Here is a 2,220-nt window from a genome sequence, read left to right on the forward strand (position 1 = left end):
GAAATAAATGAATATATATTATAATTATTTAGATTGAGAAATAAATGAATATATATTATAATTATTTAGATTGAGAAATAAATGAATATATATTATAATTATTTAGATTGAGAAATAAATGAATATATATTATAATTATTTAGATTGAGAAATAAATGAATATAAAAGTTTTTAAAAAATATCATTACTTATAAACTTTATTTTCAGGACTATAATTTAAACATTGCATATTTAGTTAAATACCGTGTATTTTATTTATAATAAATAACAAAAGTATTTTTATTATTTTAAATATACTATTACAGGTGAGAAAAAATGGCAATTGAAAATGAACATAAAATTGGAGTTACTAAAGGAACTGATTTAGAAACAGAAGTGAAAAACAACTTTATGGGAGAAACCCAGGAAGTAGGAATGTATTTAGCTATGTCTAGACAAGCATCTAGAGAAGGTTATGGTGAATTAGCAGAAGTATTTAAAAGATTAGCTTGGGAAGAAGCAGAACATGCAGCTAGATTCGCAGAAATGAATGGAGTAATTAAACTTACCTTAAAAGAAAACGTCGAAATGATGCTTGAAGGAGAAAAAATGGCTAATAAAGAGAAAAAAGCTGCTTCAGAAAAAGCTGAAGGGGAAAATCTCGAAGATGCTTCTGATTTCTTCAATGAAAGTTCTAAAGACGAAGGTCGTCACGCTAAAATACTAGAAGGAATTTTAGAAAGATATTTCTAAATACATTAATTTTATCTTTTTAAATTTTCTTTTATTTATATTTAATTTTTTTTTATATTTTGAGGGTCGGCCAAAAATAGCTTTTTTCAAAAAAAGTTTCTTCTTTTGCTAAAGAAAGGATTTTCCTAAGATTTTGACAAACCGATATGGAATTTTGGCCGGTCCTCATTTTAGAAAAATTCTTGTATTTTTATATAAAATACTAATTTTTTACTTCTATTTTATGTTCTTCTATTTCTTCTTTTGTTAGTTCCCTAATTAGATGGTTTTCATTGTTGAATCCGTTTTTTTCAATACTAAAAATATTTTCAATAGTACTGAAGTCGACACTGTGGATGTATAATGATTCTTTAATAATTTTATTGCTTTCATCTCTTTTTAGTTTGAAAATCCCATAAACTTTATCTCTCATTTTTATGAACATCTCCTTTTATCAATTATAATTATATACAACTGTTAGAATAATAATTAAAATAAATAATATGAGAGAATGGAAAAAATTAAGTTATTCTCTCCTATTTTAAATTTTTTTGGGTTTTTTTAGCTTTTATATTAGCTAAAAGTTTTTTTATGCGATTCTTTTGTAGAATTTTATTTTGATTTTGGCTATTTTTGTATATGCAAGGTTTTTTACACTGGTTTTTAAGATTTTTTTGGTTTTGTTGTAGTTTGTTTTTATGTTGCTTGTTTTGCTGATTTTGCTTAGTGTGAAACCTTTTAAAGATTTCTTGAATAGTTTAGAACCTGTTAAAATACCGTAATTTTTAATATAATAGGTTTTATAATAGACTCTGTATCTTTTTCCATGATATTTTACAGTTTTAGCACTTACTTTGATGAGGTAGATTTTTATACTTGTTTTTGTGATTGATATGCTGTTGGATTTTGCACTGGAAGAGCCATAGATGATGTTTTCAGTTTTTAGTCCGTTGTATGCTGCGTTTGCGTAGTATTTTCCTGCTTTAGTTGCTGTATATGTGTACTGTGCAATCCCTTGACCATTTGTCATAAGAGTTACACTTTTACCTGCGATAGTTAAACTGAGATTTTGGTTAGCTAGTATGTTTCCTTGGTTGTCTTTTAGTGTGATTTTGTAGGTAATTTTATTACCGTTTCTTGTTGAAGTTATTGTAATTTTAGTTCCAAGATTCTTTGGAGCAACAGTATAGCTATTAGCTATTGTTGCATTGTTGTAGTTATTGTTTCCAGAGAAAAATATATCTACATTAGCTATTCCTACATTTGTATTAGGTATTGTTAAACTCCAAACACCATCAATAACACCTACATTGTAATCTACACCATTGATAGTTACTGTGATGTTGTAAGTACCATCTAATAAGCTACCATTATTGGTTAAATTACCAGATATAGTACTGTTTCCACCATATGTAGCATTTGATGGTAAGTTAACACCAATATTGATGTCAGCTTTAATAACATTTATTGTGATGTTAGTTTCTGATTCAGTGTATTTATCAGTGCTAT

At 26.6% G+C, this 2,220-nt stretch carries 3 protein-coding genes; 1 reads left to right on the top strand and 2 read right to left on the bottom strand.

Annotation, left to right across the window (positions count from 1 at the left end; translation table 11 throughout):
* Positions 1-315 precede the first annotated feature (315 nt).
* Positions 316-732 (top strand): ferritin-like domain-containing protein, encoded by a 417-nt coding sequence (locus MBCUT_RS00495; RefSeq protein WP_067257384.1) that lies wholly within the window; start codon positions 316-318, stop codon positions 730-732.
* A gap of 202 nt (positions 733-934) precedes the next feature.
* Here MBCUT_RS00495 and MBCUT_RS00500 read toward each other — a convergent pair whose 3' ends face one another.
* Positions 935-1,156, bottom strand: coding sequence for a hypothetical protein (locus tag MBCUT_RS00500; protein WP_169805332.1), 222 nt, complete (start codon positions 1,154-1,156; stop codon positions 935-937).
* Positions 1,157-1,300: 144 nt separating this feature from the next.
* On the bottom strand, positions 1,301-2,220 hold a 920-nt coding region (locus tag MBCUT_RS11075), incomplete at its 5' end, for an Ig-like domain-containing protein (protein WP_169805333.1).

It is taken from the genome of Methanobrevibacter cuticularis (genome assembly GCF_001639285.1).
Lineage (GTDB): Archaea > Methanobacteriota > Methanobacteria > Methanobacteriales > Methanobacteriaceae > Methanobaculum > Methanobaculum cuticulare.

Bases quoted from the DNA above. Each gene is read 5' to 3' on its own strand.
- MBCUT_RS00500 (WP_169805332.1), bottom strand. From the start codon at position 1,156: ATGTTCATAAAAATGAGAGATAAAGTTTATGGGATTTTCAAACTAAAA.
- MBCUT_RS00495 (WP_067257384.1), top strand. From the start codon at position 316: ATGGCAATTGAAAATGAACATAAAATTGGAGTTACTAAAGGAACTGAT.